Genomic DNA, 24,682 nt, shown 5'->3' with positions numbered 1-24,682 from the left:
CGTGACGAAATGGGACAACTACAGACCCGCATGAGCGAGATGATCGCCAGCCTGCGCGAACTCATCGGTGGCATCGACCAGGGTATCGGACAGCTCTCCCAGGCGGCATCACAGCTGGCAACGAGCAGTGAGGACACCAAGCTGCGCATCAACCAGCAGCGCGAGGAAACCGACCAGGTCGCCACCGCCATGAACCAGATGAGCGCCACGGTGCAGGAGGTGGCGCAGAACGCCGAACAGGCTTCCCTGGCGGCCACCAATGCCGACCAGCAAGCGCAACTGGGTGACCAGGTGGTTAGCGACGCCATTGGCCGTATCGAACAACTGGCGGGGCAGATGGACCATTGCCTGGCCGCCATGCAGCACCTGGCCGGCGAGAGCCAGCGCATCGGCAGCATTCTCGATGTGATCAAGTCGGTGTCCGAACAGACCAACCTGCTGGCTTTGAATGCAGCCATCGAAGCGGCACGGGCCGGTGAAGCGGGACGCGGCTTTGCCGTGGTGGCCGATGAAGTGCGCGGCCTGGCCCAGCGAACCTCGACCGCGACCGAAGAGATTGGCCAGCTGATCGACAGCCTGCACAACGGCACCGACGAAGTGAACCGGCTGCTGGACAGCAGCAAGAGTCTTACCGAGCAAAGCGTCGAGCTGAGCCGCAGAGCCGGGCAAGCCTTGGGGCAGATCACCGACACGGTATCGAGCATTCAGGGGATGAACCAGCAGATCGCCACGGCCAGCGAGGAACAGAGCGTGGTGGCCGAGCAGATCAACCGCAGCGTGATCAGCGTCAGGGATGTGTCGAACCAGACCAGTACGGCCAGTGAACAGACCGCGGCTTCGAGCGGGGAGCTGGAGCAACTGGGGCGGCAGTTGCGGGGGATGGTGGGACGGTTCAGCCTTTGAGACCGAATCGCCTGCTTCGCGGGCTTGCCCCACAGGATTCTGCATTGCCCCGATGGCGTTGCAGTACCTGTGGGCAAGCCCGCGAAGGGGCCGGTGCGGTTACAGCACCTGGCGCAGGAACGCCTGCGCACGCGGGTCTTTCGGCGCAGCAAAGAAGGCGGCCGGTGCCGAGTCTTCCAGCAGCTTGCCGTGATCGAAGAACAGCACGCGGTCCGCCACTTCACGGGCAAAGCCCATTTCGTGGGTGACGCAGACCATGGTCATGCCTTCCTGGGCCAAGGTCTTCATCACGTCCAGCACCTCGCCGACCATTTCCGGGTCGAGCGCCGAGGTCGGTTCGTCGAACAGCATCACCTTCGGGTCCATCGCCAGGGCACGGGCGATCGCCACCCGCTGCTGCTGGCCGCCGGAAAGGCGCGACGGATACTCGTTGGCCTTCTGCGCAATCCCGACTTTCTCCAGCAACGCCCGGGCCTTGGCTTCACGCTCGGCCTTGTTGCGCTTGCGCACCACCTTCTGCGCCAGGCACAGGTTTTCCAGCACGGTCATGTGCGGGAACAGGTTGAAGTGCTGGAACACCATGCCGACTTCGCGGCGGTAGGCGTTGATGTCGGTCTTCGGGTCGGCCAGTTGCAGGCCGTCGATGGCCACGCGGCCTTCGTCGAAATGCTCCAGGCCATTGAGGCAGCGCAGGAAGGTCGACTTGCCCGAACCCGACGGGCCGAGCACCACCACCACTTCGCCCTTGGCAACCTGGGTGGTGACGTTATCCACAGCCCGCACCACATGGCCACGGGTGTCGAAGACTTTCAGCAGGTCACGGACTTCAATCACTTTGCGCAAGCCTCCGCTCGAGCCGGCTGGCGATGTGCGACAGCGGCAGGTTGATCAGCAGGTACAGGCCTGCCACGCAGAACCAGATCTCGAAGGTCGAGAACGACGTGGTAATGGCCTCGCGGCCGCTCTTGGTCAGCTCGGTGATGGCGATCACCGACACCAGCGAGGTGTCCTTGACCAGGCTGATGAACTGCCCGGCCAGCGGTGGCAGCACACGCTTGAACGCCTGCGGCAGGATCACGTGGCGCATCGACTGGCCCGCGTTCAGGCCCAGCGAGCGAGCAGCCTCGTTCTGGCCCTTGGCAATGGACTGCACGCCGGCGCGGACGATTTCCGCCACATAGGCGCCGGTGAACAGCGCCAGCGCGGCCACCCCGGCAAACTCCCGGGACAGGTTGAGCACGGTGCCGATGAAGAAGTAGAAGATGAAGATCTGCACCAGCAATGGCGTGCCGCGCACCAGTTCGACGTACACCGTCGACAGGTCGCGCAGGGTCGGGTTGTTCGACAACCGGCACAGGCCGGCGAACAGGCCGATCACCAGGCCCAGCGCACCGGACACCACCGAGATCCACAAGGTGGTCCACAAGCCCCAGGCCAGCGGGCCAGCGGCCCAGTGACGGGTCACGCCGATCTGGTCGCCTTCGGCGACGTCGTCGCCGCGGCTCAGTTGCAGGCTGTCCTTGGCCACCTCGAGCACTTGCTCGGCGCCGCTTTCATCCTTCAGCGTGACGCGGGCATTGTCGCCGGAGATGACGATTTCCTGCACGGTGCCGTAACCGGCTGCGCGTTGCGTTTCTTCAGCCTTGTAGGCGAAATATTGCGGTACGCGGTTCCAGCGCCACTCGTAGGAAATCATCGAAGTGGCCATGTACAGGCTGAACGCCAGGCCCACCAGGACCAGGGCGGTCAAGCCATGCCAGGGCCACTGGGCTTTCTTGTGTTTGATCACGTGGGGTACTTCCGTAAATGCGAACGCGCAGGGTTTGCCTGCGCGTCGGGGTCATAAAGCCGGGCTTGTGGCCTGGGCCTTATTCCATTTCCTTCAGCCAATCCTTGTTCTTGAACCACTTGTCGTGAATACGATCGTAGGTCCCGTCATGCTTGATCTGGTGCAGGAAGTTGTTGATGAAGTTGATGCTGTCGTAGTCGCCTTTCTTCAGACCAAAGGCCAGCGGCTCGTAGGTGAAGGGTTCTTCGAGGAACAGCAGCTTGCCGGCACCGGCCTTCTCGACCGCCACCACGTTGTACGGCGCGTCGTAGACGAAGGCGTCAGCCTTGCCGTTGACCACGTCCATCACCGCTTCCTGCTCGTTGTCGTAGCCGTGGTACTTGGCTTTGCCGATCAGCTTCTTGGACACCATCTCGCCGGTAGTGCCGAGCTTGGAGGTCAGACGGTACTTCTCGTTGTTCAGGTCCTTGTACGACTTGATCTCGCCCGCCAGCTCCTTGCGGATCAGCAGGGTCTGGCCAACCACGATGAAAGGTTCGCTGAAGTTCAGGCGCAGGTTGCGTTCCTGGGTCAGGGTCATGCCGCTGCCGATCATGTCGAACTTGTCTGTCAGCAGGGCCGGGATGATGCCGTCATAAGCGGTGGAAACAGCCTCGAATTTCACACCCATGGATTTGGCCATCGCTTTGAGAATATCGACTTCGAAGCCGATGATCTCGCCGCGCTTGTTGGTCATCTGGAACGGCATGTAGGTTGGGTCCATGCCCACCCGCAGGGTGCCGCGCTTGACTGCGTCGTCAATGGCGCCGGCCTGGGCCGCAGTCACGGCGACCAGGGCGGTGACACCGACCAGCAGTCGCGAAAGATATTTCTTGATCATCACCAAGTCCCCTAGCAAGAAAAGAAGCGAATCTTATTGTCGTGGCACGGCCGTACCGGCCAATGCGGATTATCGGAGAGGGATGCTAACGCATGGCGGCTCTCGGACCTAGAGCCGGGGGGGACTTTGTTGGCCAAAATCCGTTATGCAGGACTATCGCAGGCGAGGGCTCTGCCCTCGTTTCGCGACACAAGGCCGCTCCTACAAGAGAATGCATATCCCTGTAGGAGCGGCCTTGTGTCGCGATAGGGCCGCAAAGCGGCCCCAAGGTCATCAGGCGCCGACGAGTGCCGGTTGGCCTTCATTCTCCGGATGCAGTGGCAGCAGCGGCGAATGCGGGTCGTTCTTGATCGAGGCACGCCAGACATCGATCCACGCCGCATTGTGCTCGGCCCAGACCCGCTCGTGCAGGCGGCTCAAGGCCACTGGGTCACTGAGCAAGGCCAGGCGGGTGTTGAGGTCCAGCCCTTTCGGCCCGACCTCGATCGCCTTGGCCACGCGCTCGGCACGCAGCGCCTCGATCGGCGCGGCCTGGCCGTGGCGGGCGGTGGCCATGGCGCAGGCCAGCGCGTTCTGCCGAGGGTCGACCACCGCACGCACGAAGCCGTCATGCAGGGCATGCCAGCGGTTCTCGTGGGTGTACTGGTCGGTGGCCAGCAGTTCTTGCGGCGTCGCATATTCCTCGGGAATCAGGAACAGCTTCTCGTCCTTGGTCGCCAGGCCCAGGCGCGTGCGGCTGGAGATGACCGATACCGGGATCGACAGCACCAGCGAGCCAACGATTGGCGCCAGCCACCACAGGAAGCTCGGGTTCAGCCAGGCCACCAGCCCGGCCCAGGCGAAGCCCAGCAGGGTCTGCGGACCATGGCGGCGCAGCGCTTCGCTCCAGGGGGTGGAGTCGTCGTCACGCTGCGGCGAGTTCCAGGTTGCCGCCCAGCCGAGGAACGCCGCCAGCACGAAGCGGGTATGGAAGATCATGCGTACCGGCGCCAGCAGCATGGAGAACAGCATCTCCATCAGCATCGACAGGGTGACCTTGATGCGCCCACCGTACTCGACGGCACCCTTGGCCCAGATCAGGATGACGCTGAGCAGCTTGGGCAGGAACAGCAGCACGATAGTGGTGGAGAACAGCGCCACCGCCTTCTCCGGGTGCCACTGCGGCCACAGCGGGTAGAGCTGGTACGGTTCGATGAAGTACTGCGGCTCCATCAGGGTGTTGGTCGCCAGCAATGCCGTCGACAACACAAGGAACAGGAACCACAGCGGCGCCGACAGGTAAGACATCACCCCGGTGAGGAACACCGCACGGTGCACCGGGTGCATGCCCTTGACCAGGAACAGGCGGAAGTTCATCAGGTTACCGTGGCACCAGCGGCGGTCGCGCTTGAGCTCGTCGAGCAGGTTAGGCGGCAGTTCTTCGTAACTGCCCGGCAGGTCATAGGCAATCCACACGCCCCAGCCGGCACGGCGCATCAGCGCAGCTTCGACGAAGTCGTGGGAAAGGATGGCGCCGGCGAACGCACCTTTGCCCGGCAACGGGGCCAGGGCACAGTGTTCGATGAAAGGCTTCATACGGATGATCGCGTTATGGCCCCAGTAGTGCGATTCGCCCAGCTGCCAGAAGTGCAGGCCGGCGGTGAACAGCGGGCCGTACACGCGAGTGGCGAACTGCTGCATGCGCGCATACAGGGTATCCATGCCCGAGGCTTTCGGCCCGGTCTGGATGATGCCGGCGTCCGGGTTGGCCTCCATCAGGCGCACCAGGCTGCTCAGGCACTCGCCACTCATAACGCTGTCGGCGTCGAGCACGACCATGTACTTGTACTCACCACCCCAGCGACGGCAGAAGTCGTCGAGGTTGCCGCTCTTGCGCTTCACACGGCGACGGCGGCGGCGGTAGAAGATACGGCCAAAGCCCTTGGTTTCGCGGCACACGTCCAGCCAGGCCTGTTGCTCGGCCACGGCGATGTCGGTGTCGTTGGTGTCGCTGAGCACGAAGAAGTCGAAACGGTCGAGGTTGCCGCTGGCCGCCACCGACTCGAAGGTCGCCCGCAGGCCCGCGAACACACGCGGCACGTCTTCGTTGCAGATCGGCATCACCAGCGCGGTACGCGCCTCGGGGGCAATCGGCTCGTTGCCGGCACTGCTGCCGGAAATCTTGTATTTGTCGCGCCCTGTGAGCAGCTCGAGGAAGCCCATCAGCGCGGTCCAGAAGCCTGCCGACACCCAGCAGAAGAGAATGCCGAACAGCACCAGGATGGACGTCTGCAAGGCATACGGCCAAACCTGCACCACGGTGTCCCACAGCGGCTGGCTGACGACTTCGTTCAGGTCGACGAACGACCAGCCCTGGTATGGCAGGATGCCCTTCATGTACCAGCCAGCGACGATGGTCTGGCCAATCATGAGGGCAAGCAGGATGTAACGACGGATCGAGCCGACCGTGCGCCAGCGCGCAGCTGGCAGCTCGCGCTTGGGCGGCTGCGGCGCGTTGGCACGGCCAGTCATGCGCCGCCACATGCGGATCAGCACATTGGTGCGCCATGGCTCGGGCACGACCTTGGTGCGCTTGATCGGCGGCGCGATCTTCAGGCACAGGCGGCCGCTGCCGTCGACACCGAGCATCTCGGCATCTTCCAGCTCGGCGGCGCTGCCCACGGTCAGGCGCGGGCCGACCGAGGCCTGCACGGCCTCGGCGGTGTTGGCGGCCGGGTTGGCCGCCAGGCGTTGGTGCAGCTCACTGAACGAAGTGCAGCTGGCGAGTTCCGCGCGCTGCTCATCGCTCAGTGGGAGGTGGGCCAGGTATTCGCCAAGCGATTCTGGCCTTGCGCTTGAGTTACTCATCGGCAGGCAACTGATAGCTCCAGGTCTCGGTCAGCACTTTTTCAGTGGTGGCCGGGGTCCCGTTGGTGGGTGCCGCATCGGCGGCGGGTTGTTCGGCCTTGGCTGGTTCCGCCTTGGCGGTTTTCTCATGCTTGGCGTGCTTGGTTGCTGCCTTTTCCTGCTTGGTTTCAGCAGCAGGCTTGGCCGGCTCGACCGGCACGTCACGCACCAGCGCAGCGCGCATTTCGGTGGACTTGTTGGCTTCCTTGACCTTCAGCCGCAGGGTCAGGCGCCAGCCCTTGGTCTCCGGGTTATAGCGCAGATTGTTCTCGACCACCTCGGCATTGTCGCCAACGCTGATCTGGCTGCGCACCGGAGTGTCTTCCGGCAGGGCGGCAAGGGCTGGACCGGCGAAGTCGACCAGGAAGGCGACGCTGCCGTCTGGCTGGCGGATCAGGTTGGACTGCTTGACGTCACCGGTGGAGCGCAGGGTCTGCTTGACCCAGCCCAGGTCAGGGGCCTGGAACTGCTGCTCGTCGATGGTCCAGTGCAGGCGGTAGGCGTATTCGAACGGCTTGCCTGGTTCAGGCAGCTTCTCCGGGCTCCAGAAGGCAACGATGTTGTCGTTGGTTTCGTCGGCGGTCGGGATCTCGACCAGGTCGACGGTGCCCTTGCCCCAGTCACCTTTCGGCTCGATCCAGGCGCTTGGACGCTTCTGGTAGTTGTCGTCGAGGTCTTCGAAGTCGCTGAAGGCGCGCTGGCGCTGCATCAGGCCGAAACCACGCGGGTTTTCGACGCTGAAGTTGCTCACGGCCAGGTGTTTCGGGTTGTTCAGCGGACGCCACAGCCATTCGCCGTTGCCGGCGTGGATCGACAGGCCTTCGGAGTCATGCAGGGCCGGGCGATAGTTCAGCACCTTGGAGGGCTGGTTGGGGCCGAACAGGAACATGCTGGTCAGCGGGGCGATACCCAGGCGGCTGACCTGGTCACGCAGGAACACGCGCGACTGTACGTCGACCACGGTATCGGTACCCGGGCGCAGGATCAGTTTATAGGCGCCGGTGGAGCGTGGCGAATCAAGCAGGGCGTAGATCACCAGATGCTTGTCGGCCGGCTTGGGCTTCTCGACCCAGAACTCGGTGAAGCGCGGGAACTCCTCGCCCGACGGCAGCGCGGTGTCGATGGCCAGGCCACGGGCCGACAGGCCGTACACATGGCCCTTGCCGACCACGCGGAAATAGCTGGCTCCCAGCAGGGTCATGATCTCGTCCTGCTTGTCGGCCTTGTTGATCGGGTAAAGCACGCGGAAACCGGCGTAACCGAGGTTCTTGACGGTTTCCGGGTCGTGCGGCACGTCACCGAACTCGAAGCGGCTCGAGTCGTACTTGATTTCCTCGACACGGGAGGCAGTGATCTCGTTGATCTTCACCGGTGTGTCGAAGTGCATGCCCTGATGGTAGAAGGACAGCTTGAACGGGGTCTTGTCCTTGGCCCACTCGGCCTTTTCCTGCAGGAAGTGGATCTTCTGGTAGTCCGCGAACTTCATGTCGCGGAACACCGCAGGCAGATTGCTCTTCGGTGCTTCGTATTTCTGGCCGGCCAGATCCTTTGCCTTGGCTGCAACATCGTCAAGATTGAATGCCCACAGCTGGCCCGCGCTCATCAGGCCGACCAGTGCCACACTGGCCATCAGGGCCTTGCGCAGCCCGGTGCCGGGGATTCTTGATGCTTTTTGGGGACTAACAATCACGAGCAACCCTCGCCGAAAACAGATCATGAAACCAACGGCCAGCGACAAATGCCGGGTTGGCGAGCACTGTTCGGACCCCATGAGGGCGTAATGATTCCCCAAACGGGTCCAGACAATACTCGAGTCAGAGTGAAACGAACCTGCGAACGCAGGCTCACGCAGCGCGCGATTATCCAGCAGGATGCGTTACAACGCATCAGTGTGGACTAACTATTTATCGTACAAAACCCCTTGTTTTCCTATAAACAAAGGGTTTTTCGACCTCATATTTGTAACAAGAATGTCACAGGGCCATCATTGACCAGATGCACCTGCATGTCTGCACCGAAGCGCCCGCTTGCCACATCGGCATGCTGGCCGCGTGCCTTGCTCAAAAGATAGTCGAACAATTCCGCCCCGAGCGCCGGTGGTGCGGCGGTCGAGAAGCTCGGCCGCATGCCGCTGCGGGTATCAGCCGCCAGGGTGAACTGGGACACCAGCAGCAGGCCGCCACCGACATCCTTGAGCGACAGGTTCATCTTGCCCTGCTCGTCACTGAACACGCGATAGTTCAGCAGCTTGTGCAACAGTTTGTCGGCGTGTTCACGGGTATCTTCGGGCTCCACCGCCACCAACACCAGCAAGCCCTGGTCAATGGCACCGACAATCTCCCCGCCCACTTCCACGCGTGCGCCACGCACCCGTTGCAGCAAGCCCTTCATGCTTCTTCCAGCGGCAGGTCGAGCAGACGGCGCGCCATCTGGTCGGCCGCACGCACCAGGGCATCGGTGATACCTGGCTCGGAGGCAGCATGCCCGGCGTCGCGGATCACCTTCAATTCGCTGTTCGGCCAGGCCTGGTGCAGCGCCCAGGCGTTGTCCAGCGGGCAGATCACGTCGTAGCGGCCATGCACGATCACTGCTGGCAGATGGGCAATCTTCGGCATGTCGCGAATCAGCTGGTCGGGCTCCAGGAACGCGTTGTTCATGAAGTAATGGCATTCGATGCGGGCAATCGACAGCGCGCGCTGTGGCTCGGAGAAGCGGTCGACCACCAGCGGGTTCGGGCGCAGCGTGGCGGTACGGCCTTCCCAGGTGGACCAGGCCTTGGCCGCGTGCATCTGGGCGATCTGGTCGTTGCCGGTCAGGCGCTTGTGGAAGGCCTTGACCAGGTCACCCCGCTCCTCCGCCGGGATCGGTGCGATGTAGTCCTGCCAATAGTCCGGGAACATGCGGCTGGCGCCTTCCTGGTAGAACCACTCGATTTCCTGCGGACGGCACAGAAAGATGCCGCGCAGGATCAGACCGTGAACACGTTCGGGGTGGGTCTGGGCGTAGGCCAGCGCCAGGGTCGAGCCCCACGAGCCGCCGAACAGTACCCATTTTTCGATGCCCAGGTGCTTGCGGATGCGCTCAAGGTCCTCGACCAGGTGCCAGGTGGTGTTGTTCTCCAGGCTCGCGTGCGGCGTGGAGCGGCCACAGCCGCGCTGGTCGAAGGTGATGATGCGGTACAGGTTGGGGTCGAAGTAGCAACGGCTCTGGGCATCACAGCCCGCACCCGGGCCACCGTGGATGAATACCACAGGCAGACCTTCCGGCGAGCCGCTTTCATCGACATACAGCACATGCGGCGCTTCCACGGCCAGATCGTGCCGGGCGTAGGGTTTGATCTGCGGGTAGAGGGTCTGCATTGCGCACTCCGTGTGAAGGGGGATTTGGCCGTGGGCCATCATAAACCTGAATTGGCCGTTTGAGCATGCCCGCGCAGCAGCAAAGCCTCCGAGCGCGTGAGGCTAGACATATCTAGCGCCTGCCGCACCCGGCACACATCGAAGATCGAGGCCCCGCCACCACGAGCCCGATCATGACCTTGCCCCCGCACTACACCCTGATAGCCGAAAAAATTCCCGCTTGGATGAAGGCGGCACCGGACACACACCAAACGCTTCGACACTCGCTGCGTACGCCGCTGCCGTGGTTCGAAAACGCCTGCCTGACCAACCCAGCCATCTGTCGCGAACTGCAGCCTGCCTATGCCCGCCACCGCGAAGCCGAGTCGCGCTGGCGTACGCTGCTGGCCCCATTACCTGGCCTGGAGGACTTCGCCCGGCCACGCCTGGTCGACGCCCTCAAGACGCGTTTCGGCCTGACCATCGACGTCGATCACACCTACTTGTTCAACGCCAGGTTGGCCGCCGCTTACCGACTGCGCAGCAACGATGCACGGGATTCAATGGCCACGGCGCAAGCGGCGCTGAAAATGGCCACGCAGCCATTGTTGAAATGCGCCCTGCAAAATTTCGAGGCGGCGCAGGCACGGGAGGGCGGCCTGGACGAAGGCGACCTGAAAGCCCAGATACTCGACAGCGACCGCTACCTGGCCTTCATGCCACAGGGAAAGCCCGTCGCTATCGAGCCAAGCGCGTTTGCCGCTCTGGTTCGTGAACTGGACCTGGGCGGCCAATACCAGCAATGTATCCGCAACCTCTTCAACCCGCCGGCGCGGCCGCTCGGCGGCGAGACGGCAGCGTCGGTGATGGCTGCCGTGAAAGGAGCCGAGCACCATGCATTTGTGTTGCAAACGCATCTGGCATTGCTCAAGGGCGACATTGATGCCACTTGGCACCGCGCTCTCAACGCCTTGCCAGGCTCGACTGACGATACGCTGACCTGCTCGTTCCTCAAGCTGTGGGACGTGGAGCTGACCAGCATCCTGATCATCGGACCGTCGCGCCAGGGTGCCAGCCAGAGCGTGCCCATAGTCGCGTACATCCCTGACGACCCAGTCTCGCCACTGAAGGTCTATGCCTCTAGCAAAGCCTTCGCCGATGCACTGCGTGATCGCCTGCTCGACCGCGATTACCTGGCGTTCTTCCAACGTTTCATCCCCGCCCGCTCAAGTCAGGCGCTCAACACCCACCTCGAGAACCGCCTGCGGCCATGGACCCAGCCCCCTGGTCAAGCCTGGCAGGAGCGCCAACCCAACCCTGCGGCGCAACTGCACCTGCGCGAGTCGCCGCTGCTGCAGCCCATGCTCACCCAGTTGGCCAACCAGAAAGCCCGGCGCCTGCAGGACGATGCCCTGTTCCATGCCGTCCCCACTGCGGTGCGAGACGAACAATCGTTTGAGCATCTGCTGGCGTTCTTCGGCCAGGGCGCGCTGCAGGCACTTAACATCGCTGCGTTCTTCGTGCCTGCGCTGGGCGCCGCGATGTTGGGGGTGGCGGCGCTGCAGCTGGGCTACGAGGTTTACGAAGGGATCGAGAGCTGGACACGCGACGAGCGCGATCAAGCGCTGACCTACCTGATGGATGTGGTGGAAAACGTCGCACTGATGGCAGGTCTCGCCGCAGCCGGCGGTGGCGGCGCCATTCCAGCGGTGGAGCGAATCCCGGTGGAGGCACCTTCATTCATCGAGGACCTAGGCCCGGTTGAAATGCCGGACGCCAGCATCCGCTTGTGGAAACCCGACCTGGCACCCTTTGCCCACGATATCGTCCTGCCAGCAGGCCTGCAGCCAGACGCCTCAGGTTTGTACACCTATCAGGGCAAGACCTGGCTCGCCCTGGAGGATCGGTGGTACGTACTCGACGCCACCCAGGCGGCGGACCAGTTCACACTCGCGCACCCGACCAGGGCCGAAAGTTACAAGCCGCTGATCCGGCACAATGGCGCGGGCGCCTGGCTGCATGGACTGGACAAGCCTCGGGAATGGTCTGGCATCACGCTGTTCCGCCGTTTGGGGCCGCTGGGCGCGACACTCGACGAGGCCACCGCGGCACGCGTCCTGGAGATCACCGACACCAGCGAGGCCGTGCTTCGGCGCACGCTTGCCGACCAGTTGCGCCCGCCTGCGCAATTGCAGGACACGCTCTGGCGACTCAAGCTGGACGCCGCCATCCCCGCTGAGCTCAGCCCCGCCGAGCGCAGGCTCAGGTTCGAGCGCGCCTTTGAGGCGTTGCAGGCGACCGATGACAGCGATGCCGCCCTGTTGCGGCGGGTCTACCCCGACCTGCCGTTCACCTTGCGCGACGAAGTGCTGCACGGTGCCACGCCTGGCGAACGGGCGCAGCTGGCACAAGGCAAGGTGCCCGCGCGCCTGGCCGAAGAGATCCGCGCCTACCTGCTGCAACTGCGGCTCAGCCGTGCCGGCGAAGGCTTGTTGATACCTGCGGCCAGCAACGCCGATACGGACCGATTGGTCCTGCGCATCATGACGCGCCTGCCGGGCTGGTCGGCGCAGGTGCGCATCGAAGTCAGGGCTAACGGCAGCCGGGGCAGCTTGATCGACAGTATCGGCCCGCAAGACGCGCAGATCATTCGTATCCTGGCACGTCATGCGGACGGCTACAGCGCCCTTGAAGCCGACGGTCGCGAGTTGCACGGGGTGGACAACCTCTTCGCGGCGCTTGCCCATGCCCTTCCCGATGCCCAACGCAATGCCTTGGGGGTACCTGGCGCCTGGGACGGCGAGCGCCTGCGAGACCTTGTCCGGCAGGCTCCGCTACCGCCTCGCCAAGACATACGCGAGGCGCTCGGCCTGCCAGCGGTTACGCCCGGCTACGTACCGCCAATGCGCCTGGCTGGCGGTCGCCTGGGCTACCTGCTGAGCGGCAGGGGCGCCATGAGCGGTTACATCCTCAGGGAGACGTTGCTCGACAGCCTGCGGATGCTTGGCTTTCAGGACCATGTGCCGGTCTCGGTCGAGCGCATTCTGCAGGCACTGGAAGAAACCGGCATGACCCGTCACCAGATCAACGCCCGCTTTCAGCAACTGGTGGACGAACGCCAGCGTCTGGACCTTGCCATGAGCCAATGGAACGCAATTTCGGCAACCCTGGCCGACCCTGAGGCCAGGGCATCCAGCCGCAGCCACATTGGCAGAGCCATCTGGCAGCACTGGTACTCCAACTGCTTGCCAGAAATCACCTGGATGCGGCTGCCCCTGCGTCTGGAGCAAGCATTCATCGACGATTTCCCGGCCACGTTGCCCGAGTTCATCTACCAACGAACGCGCAGCCTGCAGCTCATTGACATGAACCTGGCCCCCTCACCATCTCTGGCTAGCGACTGGGCCCAGGCTCAGGCATTGCTGGCTCGCTTTGCGAACGTCGTCGACCTGGAAATCAGCCGCCCAGCGTTCATGATCCACAGATACTCCATCTTCGCCATGGCGCTGATTCAGATTCCGACCCAATTCCCGGCCCTCACCCGCCTGAGCTTCGTCAACCAAGGCGCCATGATACTCACCGCCGACCTGAACCGCCTCGGCACCCTGGGCCAACTGCGCCATCTCGACCTGAGCGGCAATGCCCTGGCGTGGACTGCCGGCGCGCCGGGGCCGGGCATGACGCTCGACTATCTGGGGCTCGACCGCATGGGTTTCTACAGCTGGCCGAGCTGGCTGGACGCCAACGCGTTAGACACCATCGCCGAGGTGTCTTTGCGCAACAATTCGCTGATCGAGCTGCCGCGCTTCTTGTTGGACAATGCCGAGCCTGCAGCGCGTCAAACGCGCGTTGCACTGGGTGGCAACTCGCTGCTTGCCTCGGTGGGCCAACAGATCCAGCTCAACCCTGACGGCCCGAACCATCGATTCACCTTCAATCTGGGCGTGCAGCGGGGCTCGTTTGGCGTGCTTGAGCAACACCTCCGTGGGCGCGATGAACTTCGTGAGGTACTGTCCCATTGGGTGGACACTGCCAGTGATACGGCGTCGCCATTCGATACGAACCTGGCTGGCCGGTTAGCCATCAACCGGATGTTGGTCGAATATTGGGACCGCCTGCCCACTGGCGCAGCGCGCGAGCCCCTGGCACTCACGGACGTCGCCCTGGCGCATTTCCCGCCGCAGCTTCCAGCCTCTTTTACCGCCGAGGTCCGCAGCCTCACCCTGACCCGGGTGAGCATGACACTGGCGGAGCTGGACGCTTTGCTTCAGCGCTTCACCCACCTTACCCAGTTGCATCTGGAGGGCCATGTCCAGCCTTTGACCATGCTCCCTGAGGCGCTCACCGGGCTGACCTACCTGCAGGGCCTTACCCTGCATGATCAAGGCCTGCTGGTGGGGCAACAGAGCCTGGATCTGCTGGCGCGGATAGAAAGCCTGCGCATGCTCGACCTGTCCGGCAACCGCTTCGACGTCATTGCACAGGTGCCCGCCCCGCTGGCATCGCGGATCGAGCGACTGTACCTGGGCAACAGCAACCTGCAGCAATGGCCAGCCTGGGTGGAGGCGTTCAGCGAACTGCGCTTGCTGGGGCTGGACCACAACCTGATCAGCGAGCTGCCCCAGCATGTGCTCGAAAACCCAGTCAGCGCCCGTCCGCTGCTGGAAGTGTCGCTACGCGACAACCCACTGACCGACGCCAGCCTGCGGCAGGCCTATCATAGCGAGGGCAACGGCCGCCGCTACGCCTTTGTCATGGACTTGCCAGACGACCTGCAGGCGCATCTGCAGGATGACGCATCCGACACCCTGAGCGAGCATTCGCCAAGTTCCAGTCATGGCTCCAGTGGCGAAGAGGAAGGGGAAGACGAGGTGTTGGGGATGCACCCCTGGTTGCTCGACACGCCCGAGGAAAATCAGCTTCACGAACAGGCGTGGCAAGCGTTGGAACAAGACGAACAGGGCGACAGGCTGCTGCGACTGGTCGAACGCCTGCGCCAGAGCGCACCGTTTCGCGACAGCCGCCTGCGCCCGGCGTTCGCCAGGCGGGTCTGGGCCGTGCTGCAAAACGCCGCCAGCGACGCCGACGAACGCGCGCTTTACAGCGCGATCGCCGAAGAGGCTCTGCTGCAAGATGACGGCAGCCAGACCTGTCACGACGGCGCCCACCTGGTGTTCAACCAGATCGAACTGCGCCTGTTCAACCAGCAAGCGCTACGTGATATCCCACAAGCAGATCAAGGGCCGGCGCTGTATCGGCTCACGCGCCGGCTGTACCGGATGCAGGCCTTGGACGACATCGCCCTTGCCCGGCGCAATGGGCGCGACGAGGCGGAGGTACGCCTGGCCTACCGCATGCGCTTGGCGGCGGAGCTGGACCTGCCGGTTCCGCCCGGCGGAATGCTGTACGAAGCCACGGCCGCGGTCAGTGCGCTCGAGCTGAGCCAAGTCCTGTCCGAAGTGCAACAAGGCGAACATGGCACTGCATTTCTGACCTATGCCGCCAATAACGAGGCTTGGGTGAACCACCTGCGCCGCGCCTACGCCGTGCGATTCGAACAAATCGAAAGCGAATACCAACAGCAGGTCAACGGCCTGACCGATCGCTTCCCCGACCAGACCCTCGAGCAGTTGGGCCCCATGTTCGCGACCCTGGAAGCTGAAAAGAACAACCGTGAGCAAGGGCTGATTCGCGAACTGACGCACCTCGCGAGCCAGAGCCAGGAGTCGCCGACATGATGCAAGCAACCAACATGCGGTAACAGCACACGCTTGGCAGAGACGACCCGCTCCCGGTGCAGGGCCGTCTCTGAAGTGCACATATCTACCACTTGCACCGCAGGCAGAACAGGCAAATTCCGCTGCTCTCATCAAGCAAAGGAGCCGGCCATGCCCATCCCGCCCAATGTGCACTACGCCACCATCGAAAAGAACATCCCTGCCTGGCTCAAACGAAGCTCCGAGTCCCTGCATCGCGAACTACGCAATTGGCAACAGGCCCCGGCCTGGCTGGCAGCAGCCATCGAGCGACAGCCAGACGTCGCTCGGGCCTGGAGCGAAGAACATGCTCGGCATCGTGAGCATCAGGCAGACGTGCAGAAGCTGTTCGCCCATTTGCCCGACCTTGAGACCTACGCCAGAAAAGCACTGACCGACGCCATCAATGAACGGTTCAAGCCTGAGTCCCCCATCGATGTGGACAATACCTACCTCATCGATGCTCGCCTGATTGACATCAACAATGCCATCCACAGCCGCCAGGCCGTGGACCGGGCGACGCGCTCGCTGCTGCACTGTGCCTTGCACAACTTCGATGCCGACGCGGCGGCCGAACATGGCATGGACGCGCCCGAAACGCTGCTGAAAAAGTCAGTCATCGTCGATTACCGGCGATTCATGGGCACCGTACCGATCATCAACAGGGTCGACATCACCGCCGAGGCCTTCGCCGACCTGTGCCGCAACCTGGATATTGGCGCCAGATACCATGACCTCGTGCATGCCATCTACTACCCAGCCGCGACGGCCGGGCGCAGCGCCGACGACGCGGCACTGGATGTTTACCTGACGTTGGGCAGGGCCGAAGTTTCGGCATTCAGGCAGTCCTTGCACTTCGCTCGGCTGAAGGGCGATATCGACAAGGACTTCTATGAAGCGGCCCTTGCCGTGCCCTTGGACAAGGCACCGACGGCGAATACCACCATCACCTTCAGCACACTCAGCCTCTGGGAAGCCGAGTTGAGCGGCATCGTCCTCGTCACGCGGGAAGCAAATGGGCAAAAGACCCAAGCCCTCTACAATGCGCAGGACGACGAGACACCGATCAAGACCTTCAGCTCCATCGACATGCTGGAAAAAGAGCTGAGCGACCGGCTCCGAGCGAATATCGACTACCTGGACCCGCACATTGCCGACCGCGACAAAGCCTCGGTGCAATACCGCCTAGCGGACCGCCTGACACCCATCCAATGGAGCACCCGCGGCGTGCACGAGCGCGTGCCTGACCCACACACCAGCCTGTACCCGGTCAGCCGACCGTTCAGCCATGCGTTCCAGGGCATGATGGCGTTCAAGAAGGCCGAACGCCATGAGAAGGATGCGCTGTACCATGCGGTCCCTACCGAAATCGTTGACCGCCGTACCGCCCAGGCCCACCGCGAACTGATCTTTGGCCGTGTGTTGACCGGCTTGAACATCGCTGGTTTCTTCGTGCCTGGCCTAGGCCAGCTCATGCTTGCAGTGTGCGTGACCCAACTGGCCTTCGAGGTTTATGACGGCATCGAAGCCTGGCACAACGACGAGCGCGACACTGCGCTCAATTACCTGGTCGACGTGATCGAGAACGTTGCGATCATGGCTGCCCTCACCGCTGCGCATCAGGCATTGAAAGGCATCAAGGGCGAAACCAGCGGCCCGGCAGAAGAGCTCGAGGTAGAGCGCATTCCGGTGGAGACACCTTCCTTCATCGAAGAACTGGAAGAAGTCGAGATGCCCGACGGCCAGACCCGCTTGTGGAAACCCGACCTGACGCCCTACCGAAGCAACCAAGCGCTACCCAATGGCCTCGAACCGGATGAACGTGGCCTGCGCCAGCACCAAGGCAAGCAATGGCTGGTCGTCGAAGGCCAGCAATACCAGGTCGAGCAAACGCCGGCGACGGGCGAATACCGCCTGCGGCATCCCTCTACCCCGCATCGCTACCAGCCCCTCCTCAGGCACAATGGCGCCGGTGCCTGGCTGCTGCCCGGGGAGCAGCCGCAGCAATGGGCAGGCACGGCGTTACTGCGCCGGCTCGGTCACTTGAGCGCACACTTCGACGAAACGACGCTGCAGCGGATTCTCGACATCAGTGCTACCCACGAAGACGTAATCCGCCGAACCCTGGCGGAAAACGGGCGACTGCCTGCCTTGCTGGAAGATGCCTTGCAGCGCTTCAAGCTCGACCAAAGCATCCGCCAGATACCAGATAGCAGAGCCTGGCCTGCCGCATTCGCACGGGCCTATGAAAGCCTACCCATTGTCCAGGCACCTAACGGTGAACTCATCCGGCGTGTCTATCCCGGCCTACCGGGCCCGGTCATCGACGAGCTGGCACGCAGTGCCGATGCCCGTGAACAGCAGGAACTGGGCAGCGGAAAAATGCCCCTGCGCCTGGCTGAGGAAGCCCGCATCTACCTACAGCAGACCCGCCTGGCCCGCGCCTACGAGGGTTTGTTCCTGGCGAGCGTGCGCAATTGGGATAGCGACTGCCTGATCCTCCACACCCTGCAGCGCTTGCCCCACTGGCCGGCAGATACGCGCCTGGAACTGCGCCAACGACGCTTCTGGCCCAGCCAAAGTGCCAGCATTGGCCCCCTCGATGCGCGCCTGCAGAAAACCATCAGCAGCGCCGAAGCGGGTTACATCGTCCATGTCGATGGCCCGACGGACACGCCCGCGCCCCTTTACCCAAACCTGCCGGCCGCGCTCTTCACGGCATTGCCTGAAGCCATGACGCAACTGGGCGTCTCCGGGTCGACCGACTTGCAGCACCTGCTGCAACGCAGCCCGCTACTACCCCGAGCGGCGTTGCGTGCGGTGCTGGGCATGCGCCCCGTGCGCCCAGGTTATCGCTCCCCCATGCGGCTTGCCGATGGGCGCGTAGGCTACCCGTTGAGCGGCGGCCTGCCGTCCACCGCCGACATCAGCCGTCAGACCTTGCTCGACGCAGTGGCCGCGACCGGATTGCCCGAGCACACCCGCAGGTCGGCGGAGCAGATTCTGCTGACCCTCACCAGCCCCGGCCGTACCCGGTTGCAAGTATTCGAGCGCCTGCAACAGCTACTGGAGCAGCGCAACGAACTGCAAAGCCGGCTGGACGAGTGGCGCGAAGGCATCGCTCCAAACTCCGAACAGTCCACAGCCGACCATGAGAACCTGCGCAATGCCATCATGCAGCACTGGTACGAGACCGCACTCGACGAAAACGGCGAGCATACGGCGCAACTGACCCTGCAACGAGTGCCCTGGGTGGATGTGCCGATGAACCTGCCACAGCACTTCACCGCCCAGGTTCGCCGGCTGCACCTGCTCGACCCGGCATCGGGCAACCTGGCCGGTTGGTCGCAGCATGACCGTATGCTGCAGCGCCTGCTGCGACAATTGCCTCACCTTGAGGAGCTGGAGATCAGCCGCCCGTACAACCCTCGGGCCACGCCTTCGCCGTTGCTGTTCAGCATCGCCACCATCAGCCAGCACCTGCCTGGCCTGCGCGCGCTGGCCTTGACCAACCAGAACATCGCACTCACCGCGACCGACCTCGACCTCCTGGCCGGGATGCCCCAGCTCAGGCGCCTGGAGCTGCGCGGCAACCGATTTGCCCAGCACAATACCCCGAGCCTCCACGAACTCTCACTGGAGTACCTGGGCCTGGACAACATGCAACTGAGCCAATGGCCCATCGGGCTCGGCGCCGATGCGCTAGGCCGCATTGCGCATGTATCGATGCGCAACAACAACCTCCGGTCACTGCCCACCTTCCTGATCAACGACCCGGACAGTGCACTGCGCCACAGCCTGCTCTCGCTGGAGGGCAACGACATCAACCAAGACCACCTGCAACGTCTGTTGCTCAACGAAACCCGGTTGGCGTCGCACGTGACTGTGGATCATTCGCCGGCGGTTTCCGAACGGCTGGCGCGTATCCGTCGTGAGCGGCAACAACTGCGCGAGGCCATCGACGGTTGGGCGCAGGCTTCGACGTCCACCACGCCATTGACCCAGGGCATGCTGGAGGATCGTGAACGCATCGAGGCGGCGCTCAACCGGTTCTGGGAGAACCAGGAACGCGGCCTGCCTTACCTGCGGCTGCAACTGGAGGATATAGCGCTGCAGCACTTCCCCAGCCGATTACCGGCGTTCTTCCTCGAACGCGTGAATGCGTTGACGCTGAGCGGCGTCAGCGGCTCCACCGCACAGCTCGGCCAACTGCTTGAGCGCTTCCCCAACATCACCCGCCTGACCATTGACGCGCACATGGATGCCACGCCGTCGCTGGCATCTGCCCTGCGACGCCTGCCGCAGCTGGCTCATCTGGAATTTCGCAACATGGGCCTGGAGATCGACCAAGTCATGCTCGACACCTTCGGCGACCTGCCTCGCCTCACCTCGCTGGATTTGTCTGGCAACCGGGTTGGGGCCATTACCCAGGCACCAGCGGGGCTGGCCTCGAGCCTGACGTCGCTGAGCCTCAGCAATATGGGGCTGCAAGCCTGGCCCGCCTGGTGCGAAGGGTTGCTGCCACTGGAGCTGCTGGACTTGAGCACGAACAACATCGCTCAATTGCCTGACTACATTCTGCAGAACATGGAAAACCAAATGCCGATTTCATCGATCGCCCTGTTCGACAACCCTCTGGCATTGGACACCATCGTGCGTCTTCGGGTGTATTCGGAAAGCCAGCACAGCTTCACCTTCGCTCTGGACACCAACAGCCTGCTACTGACCGATACCTCAGATGACGACTCGTTGCTGGACCACCCCCACTTCCCGCTCGCCAGTGACGATACCCCACGGGTCGAATTGTGGAGCTTGGGCAATGAAGCCCAGAACGAAGCCCTGCTCGATTCCTGGCAAACCCTGCAGCAGCAGACGGACGGCGACAATCTGTTGCGGCTGGCCGGCCGCTTGCGCAACGCCGCGCCCTATGTCGACCCAACCTCACAAGCCGCCTTTGGCGAACGGGTACGCCTGATGCTGGTTACCGCAGCCACCCATGACGAGCTGCGCCCAACCATGAGCGCCATTGCAGCGGAGGCGCTGCCTGACCCGCTGACCGGCGCGCAGACCTGCCACGATGGTGCGCTCCAGACATTCAACAACATCGAGCTTCTGATGATGAGCAGCCGGGTTTTGACCGATGCCGGCGACTCGCTGGAGGACATGTATCGACGCCTGCGCCAGCTGTACCGCATGGGGCAACTGGAGCTGCTGGCCAATCAGCGTACTGCCCAAGGCGATCATGTCTCGGTACGCCTGGCCTACCGCCGCGAACTCGCCGCCGAACTGGACCTGCCGATTGCCGATGGCATGCGTTTCCGCGGGGCTGCCATGCTGGCCCCCGGCGAACTGGCCAGCGTCCTGGAGCAGGTCCGGGAGCGAGAAGGCAGCGATGCGTTCGTTACTTACCTGTTGGCGAACGACTATTGGACGGACCGCCTGCGTGCCGAATACGCAAGCCGTTTCGACGCAATTACTGAACGTTTCGGTGAACGTGTTCAGGAACTGAGCGCCCTGGACCTTCCCCTGCACGAGGAACTGGCCCTGCAACAGGGGCTGCACGATGACAAACAGCAACAGGAGATCGACCTGCTTCAGGAGCTGACCCGTCTATACATCCGGCACGACAGACCAGCGCGCTTGACGGCTGGCGGTGGCCAGCCGGCTGCGAGCTACCGTCCGTAGTGCGACTGGCCCCACGCCAGCATGGCCGCCAGCAGTGCGCGCAATACATCCTGAGTCGGGGCGGCGAGGTCCTGGCGATAAGCAAACGGCGCTGTTTCATCCATATAGGTGGACTGTGCCAGCTCCAGCTGCACCGCATGGATGTGCCTGGCCGGGTCTCCATAGTGGCGGGTGATGTGCCCGCCCTTGAAACGCCCGTTCAACACATGGCTGTAGCCCTGGGCCTCGGCGCACACACCTTGCAGGCGCTCGGCCAGTTGCGGGTCGCAACTGGCGCCATTGAAGGTACCCAGGTTGAAGTCTGGCAGCTTGCCGTCGAACAGGTGCGGGATCAGCGAACGAATCGAGTGGGCGTCCCACAGCAGCGCGTAACCGTGCACGTCACGCAGGCGAGCCAGCTCGCTCTGGATCGTGTCGTGATAGGGGCGCCAGACACCTTCCAGGTAACGGCTGCGCTCTTCGGCTGTCGGCGCCAGCCCTTCCTTGAAAAGTGGTTCGCCGTCGAAAAGGGTCGACGGGTACAAACCGGTAGTAGCGCCCGCGTACAGTGGTTTGTCATCGTCCGGACGGTTCAGATCGATGACGAAACGCGAATACTCCGCTGCGACCACGCTCGCCCCCAATTCGCGGGCGAAGTCATACAGGCGCGGGATGTGCCAGTCGGTGTCGGGCAGGCTGCGGGCCTGCTCGACCAGGCCCTTGTCCACGGCCGGGGTCAGCTTGAGGCCGGCATGGGGCATGCTGATCAGCAGCGGCAGGCGGCCTTGGTGAAAACTCAGTACCTTGTCCATCGTGCCTCGCTCAGTCAAGTAATTCGTGGCCCTTGCGCACCACGCGCTTGGGCAGGTCGCCGCCGAGCCAGTAGGCCAGGTCGGCGGGACGGGCAATCTGCCAGGCGACGAAGTCGGCGACCTTGCCGACCTCCAGCGAACCATGGCTGTCACCCAAACCCAGTGCCGTGGCAGCGTGCAGGGTGACGCCAGCCAGGGCTTCTTCCGGCGTCATGCGGAACAGCGTGCAGCCCATGTTCAGCATCAGGCGCAGCGACAACCCCGGCGAGGTGCCTGGGTTGAGGTCGCTGGCCAGGGCAATCTTCACGCCGTGACGGCGCAAGGCATCCATCGGCGGCAGCTGGGTTTCGCGCAGGAAGTAGAACGCCCCCGGCAGCAACACGGCGACCGTGCCAGCGGCGGCCATGGCGATCGCATCCTCCTCGGTCATGAATTCCAGGTGGTCCGCCGACAGCGCCTGATAACGCGCCGCCAGGCTGGAGCCGTGCAGCGAAGACAGCTGCTCGGCATGCAGCTTCACCGGCAGGCCCAGCTCATGCGCCTTGATGAACACCTTTTCGACTTGCGCCGGGGAAAACGCCAGGTGTTCGCAAAAGGCATCCACCGCATCCACCAGGCCTTCAGCGGCCAAAGCCGGCAGCATCTCGTCACAGATGTGCGCGATGTAATCATCTGCCCTGCCGGCATACTCCGGCGGCAAGGCGTGGGCAGCCAGGCAGGTGGCGCGCACCGCCAGCGGCAGCTCGTCGGCCAAGCGCCGGGCCACGCGCAGCATCTTGCGCTCGTTGGCCAGGTCCAGGCCGTAACCGGACTTGACCTCGAGGGTGGTCACGCCATCGCGCATCAACGCCTGAACCCGCTGGCGAGCACTGGCGAACAGCTCATCCTCGCTGGCCGCGCGGGTGGCCCGCACAGTGCTGGCGATACCACCGCCCTGGGCAGCGATCTCGGCATAGCTGACGCCCTGCAGGCGCTGCTCGAACTCGCCGCTACGGTTGCCACCGAACACCGCATGGGTGTGGCAATCGATCAGACCCGGGGTGACCCAGGCGCCGCCCAGGTCCACCGTTCGGTCAACCTCCAAAGGCTGCAGCTCGGCGCGAGGGCCAATCCACTCGATGAGCCCAGCACTGGTGACGATGGCCGCGTCCTCGATGATCGAGTAACGGCCCTCGGCCAGGGTTGCCGCGTGGCAGTGCTGCCAGAGGGTTCTCATGTGCGATCTCCTTGACTAGCGGTGCAGCTCGACCGGCACGTGCTTGCCTGCGCGCGGCTTGCACCACAGCAGGTAGGACGCCACCAGGAACACCACCCAGACCACACCGACCAACAAGGCCGCCTGGGTATCCGGGAAGTAACCGAGCACACCGAAAATGAACACCATGAAGGCAATGGCCATGGCTGGGCCGTAAGGCCAGAACGGTACCGGGAACTTCAGTTGGGCCGCCTCTTCACGGCTCATGCTGCGACGCATGGCCACCTGGGTGACCAGGATCATCAGCCATACCCACACGGTAGCGAAGGTGGCGATAGAGGCGATAAGCAGGAACACGTTTTCCGGGATCAGGTAGTTGAGCAGCACACCGACCAGCAGCGCCGCGCCCATCACCACCACGGTCATCCATGGCACGCCGTGCTTCGACAACTTGCCAAAGCTGCGCGGCGCGTGGCCTTGCTGGGCCAGGCCATACATCATGCGACCGGCGCCGAAGATGTCGCTGTTGATCGCCGAGATCGCGGCCGAGATCACCACGATGTTCAGCACTGCAGCGGCCGAGCCGATGCCCAGGTGGCTGAAGATCTGCACGAACGGGCTGCCTTCGCTGCCGATCTGCGGCCACGGGTACAGGCACATCAGCACGAACAGGGTCAGCACATAGAACAGCAGGATGCGCAGCGGCACGGCATTGATCGCCTTGGGGATGACGCGCTGCGGGTCCTTGGCTTCACCAGCGGTGACGCCGATGATTTCGATGCCACCGAAGGCGAACATCACTACGGCGAACGAGGCGATCAGGCCACCGATGCCATTGGGCATGAAGCCGCCATGTTCGAACAGGTTGCTGATGCCGGCAGCATGTTCGCCACTCACCTGGCTGAAGCCGAAGGCCATGATGCCGAGACCGGCGAGGATCATCGCCACGATGGCGCCGACCTTGAGCAGCGACAGCCAGAATTCCATTTCGCCGAACACCTTGACGTTGCACAGGTTGAGTCCGCCGATCACGAAGACGATGCCCAGCACCCAGATCCAGCGGGCCACTTCCGGGAACCAGAAGCCCATGTAGATACCGAAGGCGGTGATGTCGGCGATGGCCACAATGACCATTTCGAAGGCGTAGGTCCAACCGAGGATGAAGCCGGCCATGGGGCCGAGGTAGGTGGTGGCATAATGGCCGAAAGAACCGGCTACCGGGTTGTGCACGGCCATTTCGCCGAGGGCGCGCATGACCATGAATACCGCAGCGCCGCCAATCAGGTAGGCCAGCAGTACAGCCGGGCCGGCCATCTGGATCGCCGAGGCGGAGCCGTAGAACAGGCCGGTACCGATGGCAGAGCCAAGGGCCATGAAACGGATGTGGCGGGCCGTTAGCCCGCGCTTGAGACCTTGAGCTTGTTGCATGTCACGTCCTTAAATTGTTTTTGTGGTCGTG

Annotated in this window: 13 protein-coding genes; 3 read left to right on the top strand and 10 right to left on the bottom strand. The window is 63.3% G+C overall.

The genetic code is table 11. From position 1 onward, the window contains the following. Nucleotides 1-9: 9 nt before the first annotated feature. Nucleotides 10-903, top strand: a complete 894-nt coding sequence (locus ACTORR_RS16245) for a methyl-accepting chemotaxis protein (RefSeq protein WP_441344122.1) — start codon at nucleotides 10-12, stop codon at nucleotides 901-903. Nucleotides 904-1,002: 99 nt separating this feature from the next. Here ACTORR_RS16245 and ACTORR_RS16240 read toward each other — a convergent pair whose 3' ends face one another. The 7 genes from ACTORR_RS16240 to pip form a co-directional block, all read right to left on the bottom strand. Further along, nucleotides 1,003-1,737, bottom strand: coding sequence for an amino acid ABC transporter ATP-binding protein (locus ACTORR_RS16240; RefSeq protein WP_054884283.1), 735 nt, complete (start codon nucleotides 1,735-1,737; stop codon nucleotides 1,003-1,005). After that, nucleotides 1,730-2,692 (bottom strand): amino acid ABC transporter permease, encoded by a 963-nt coding sequence (locus ACTORR_RS16235; protein ID WP_054884282.1) that lies wholly within the window; start codon nucleotides 2,690-2,692, stop codon nucleotides 1,730-1,732. Before ACTORR_RS16235 ends, ACTORR_RS16240 begins: the two co-directional genes overlap by 8 nt. A 79-nt stretch (nucleotides 2,693-2,771) precedes the next feature. Continuing rightward, nucleotides 2,772-3,569 carry a transporter substrate-binding domain-containing protein gene (locus ACTORR_RS16230; RefSeq protein ID WP_025752328.1) on the bottom strand — a complete coding sequence of 266 codons (798 nt, stop codon included), beginning with the start codon at nucleotides 3,567-3,569 and terminating at the stop codon, nucleotides 2,772-2,774. A gap of 276 nt (nucleotides 3,570-3,845) precedes the next feature. Continuing rightward, nucleotides 3,846-6,419, bottom strand: coding sequence for a glucans biosynthesis glucosyltransferase MdoH (gene mdoH / locus ACTORR_RS16225; RefSeq protein WP_313364282.1), 2,574 nt, complete (start codon nucleotides 6,417-6,419; stop codon nucleotides 3,846-3,848). Next, the gene (locus ACTORR_RS16220) at nucleotides 6,412-8,148 is read right to left on the bottom strand and encodes a glucan biosynthesis protein G (RefSeq protein ID WP_212632771.1); all 1,737 of its coding nucleotides are present in this window, start codon (nucleotides 8,146-8,148) and stop codon (nucleotides 6,412-6,414) included. Before ACTORR_RS16220 ends, mdoH begins: the two co-directional genes overlap by 8 nt. A gap of 263 nt (nucleotides 8,149-8,411) precedes the next feature. Beyond that, nucleotides 8,412-8,849 (bottom strand): D-aminoacyl-tRNA deacylase, encoded by a 438-nt coding sequence (gene dtd / locus ACTORR_RS16215; RefSeq protein WP_186601743.1) that lies wholly within the window; start codon nucleotides 8,847-8,849, stop codon nucleotides 8,412-8,414. Continuing rightward, nucleotides 8,846-9,817 carry a prolyl aminopeptidase gene (gene pip / locus ACTORR_RS16210; protein ID WP_176508153.1) on the bottom strand — a complete coding sequence of 324 codons (972 nt, stop codon included), beginning with the start codon at nucleotides 9,815-9,817 and terminating at the stop codon, nucleotides 8,846-8,848. The genes dtd and pip overlap by 4 nt, the downstream gene beginning before the upstream one ends. Before the next feature lie 173 nt (nucleotides 9,818-9,990). Here pip and ACTORR_RS16205 point away from each other — a divergent pair, with 173 nt between their 5' ends. Both ACTORR_RS16205 and ACTORR_RS16200 read left to right on the top strand, forming a co-directional pair. Next, the gene (locus tag ACTORR_RS16205) at nucleotides 9,991-15,534 is read left to right on the top strand and encodes a dermonecrotic toxin domain-containing protein (RefSeq protein ID WP_313364283.1); all 5,544 of its coding nucleotides are present in this window, start codon (nucleotides 9,991-9,993) and stop codon (nucleotides 15,532-15,534) included. Between the two features lie 150 nt (nucleotides 15,535-15,684). Further along, complete coding sequence (locus ACTORR_RS16200) at nucleotides 15,685-21,237, top strand: NEL-type E3 ubiquitin ligase domain-containing protein (RefSeq protein ID WP_313364284.1); 5,553 nt, start codon at nucleotides 15,685-15,687, stop codon at nucleotides 21,235-21,237. Here ACTORR_RS16200 and hutG read toward each other — a convergent pair. From hutG to ACTORR_RS16185, 3 genes are read right to left on the bottom strand one after another with little or no spacing between them, the layout of a single operon-like run. After that, nucleotides 21,225-22,028 (bottom strand): N-formylglutamate deformylase, encoded by an 804-nt coding sequence (gene hutG, locus ACTORR_RS16195; RefSeq protein ID WP_054884275.1) that lies wholly within the window; start codon nucleotides 22,026-22,028, stop codon nucleotides 21,225-21,227. The genes ACTORR_RS16200 and hutG overlap by 13 nt on opposite strands. Nucleotides 22,029-22,038: 10 nt before the next feature. Then, on the bottom strand, nucleotides 22,039-23,244 hold the full coding sequence (gene hutI, locus ACTORR_RS16190; RefSeq protein ID WP_054884274.1) for an imidazolonepropionase: 1,206 nt from the start codon (nucleotides 23,242-23,244) through the stop codon (nucleotides 22,039-22,041). Nucleotides 23,245-23,259: 15 nt separating this feature from the next. Continuing rightward, nucleotides 23,260-24,651, bottom strand: a complete 1,392-nt coding sequence (locus ACTORR_RS16185; RefSeq protein WP_054884273.1) for an amino acid permease — start codon at nucleotides 24,649-24,651, stop codon at nucleotides 23,260-23,262. Nucleotides 24,652-24,682: the final 31 nt, after the last annotated feature.

The sequence above is a fragment of the Pseudomonas sp. SAR267 genome (genome assembly GCF_052077595.1).
Classification (GTDB): domain Bacteria; phylum Pseudomonadota; class Gammaproteobacteria; order Pseudomonadales; family Pseudomonadaceae; genus Aquipseudomonas; species Aquipseudomonas vlassakiae.
This window is presented reverse-complemented; position numbering and strand designations above follow the sequence as displayed.